At 76.4% G+C, this 1,658-nt stretch carries 2 protein-coding genes and 1 pseudogene; 2 read left to right on the forward strand and 1 reads right to left on the reverse strand.

Going from position 1 to position 1,658, the window contains the following annotated elements; translation table 11 throughout:
• Positions 1–32 precede the first annotated feature (32 nt).
• Positions 33–620, reverse strand: coding sequence for a nucleotidyltransferase family protein (locus KBX53_RS32245; protein ID WP_309140907.1), 588 nt, complete (start codon positions 618–620; stop codon positions 33–35).
• A gap of 126 nt (positions 621–746) precedes the next feature.
• On the opposite strand from KBX53_RS32245, the pseudogene KBX53_RS36710 reads away from it, so the two are divergent.
• Together KBX53_RS36710 and KBX53_RS37330 are read left to right on the forward strand one after the other, a co-directional pair.
• Positions 747–1,085: pseudogene (locus KBX53_RS36710) on the forward strand ((2Fe-2S)-binding protein); the annotation flags it as partial.
• On the forward strand, positions 1,074–1,658 hold a 585-nt coding region (locus KBX53_RS37330), incomplete at its 3' end, for an FtsX-like permease family protein (RefSeq protein WP_369010021.1). The pseudogene KBX53_RS36710 and the gene KBX53_RS37330, both read left to right, overlap by 12 nt.

Below are 1,658 nucleotides of genomic sequence, written 5' to 3' on the forward strand. Positions count from 1 at the left end.
GCCGCGTCAGTCGGCGCAGGTCGGCCGCCGCGTCAGTCGGCGCAGGGCGGCCGGGGTGTCAGTCGGCGCAGGGCGGCCGGGGTGTCCACGTCGACCGGGGAGCCGACGTCGTCGCAGGGCACCTCGACCACCAGGTCCGGTCGGTCGCGCAGCAGGTCGCGGGCGCCCCGGTCGCCGACGGCGTACCCGCTCAGCAGCGGCCAGGCCCGCCGGGCCAGCAGGATCGGGTGCCCGGGGCGGCCGGCGTAGGTGGCGACCGCGACGACCGCGCCGTCGGCGTACGCCGCGCGCACCCGGCGCACCGCGACCGGGCTGAGCAGCGGCTGGTCGACGAGGACCACGACGGTGGCCGGCACGTCGGCCGGCAGCGAGGCAAGGCCCCGCAGCAGTGACGAGCCCAGCCCGTCGGCCCAGCGGTCGTGCCGGACCGGCACCGCGCCGGGCAGGTCGGGCACCCCGTCGGCGCCCGCGCCGAGCACCACGTGCACGGGTGCGCAGCCGCCGTCGGCGAGCAGTCGGACCGCGCGCCGCACCAGCGTTTCGCCGCCCAGTTCGACGAGCGCCTTCGGCCCGCCGTAGCGCCGGCCGGCACCGGCGGCCAGCAGCAGTCCCGCGGTCACCGCCGTCACCTCCCGTACGAACGGCTTTGCGTTATTCGCCCTGAGATATACCGACAAAGCTAGTCTGGGCCGGTGCAGGGCGGACCGGAGAACACGACGACGATCGACGAGCGGCACTCGTCCCGGGTGACGGTCGAGGTCAACGGCGTGTCCCGCGAGGTCACCCTGGACAACCGCACCACACTGCTCGACACGCTGCGCGAGCACCTCGACCTGACCGGGGCGAAGAAGGGCTGCGACCACGGCCAGTGCGGCTCCTGCACCGTGCTGCTGGACGGCCGCCGGGTGAAGAGCTGCCTGATCTTCGCGGTCACCGTGGACGGCCGGTCGGTGGTGACCGTCGAAGGGCTGGCCGGGCCGGACGAGCTGTCCCCGTTGCAGGCCGCCTTCATCGCGCACGACGCGTTCCAGTGCGGCTACTGCACCCCCGGGCAGCTCTGCTCCGCCCGCGGCATGCTCGACGAGGTCTCCCGAGGTTGGCCCAGCGCCGTCACCGGCGACCTGACGTTCCCGGTCGACGCCTGGTGGGTCGGCCACCCCGCCGGCCCCGGTGCCGTCGAGCGGGCCACCGCCCTGCACCTGGGCACCGTCGCGACCCGTGAGTCGGAGACCGCCCGCCTCATCGGCGGTCCGCTGCGCGCCGGGGTGCCGGGCGCGCTCCGGCTCATCGTCCCGGCCGCGGCCCTGCTGCTGCTCGCCGGCGTCGTCCTGCACGTCACCTGCGACCTGCAGGTCCGCGCCGTCGAGGTGGCGCGGCTGCGCGGCCTGGGAATGTCCCGGCGCGGCATCCGGGCCGTGCTGCTCGGCCAGCACGCCGGCGTGCTGCTGCCCCTGCTCGCGGCGGGCGCGGCCGTCGGCGCGCTCGCCACCGGGGTCGTCGCTCCCCTGCTCGTACGCTCCGACACCGGCGCCGCGCCCATCCCGGCCGCCCAGCCACACTGGCCGTGGCCAGCCGAGGCCGCACTGCTCGCCGTACTGCTGGCCGGCTGCCTGCTGGCGGTCGCCGTCGTGGTCACCGTCCAGGTCCGCCGGGCCGAC

Source organism: Micromonospora sp. M51, from assembly GCF_018070305.1.
Lineage (GTDB): Bacteria > Actinomycetota > Actinomycetes > Mycobacteriales > Micromonosporaceae > Micromonospora > Micromonospora parva.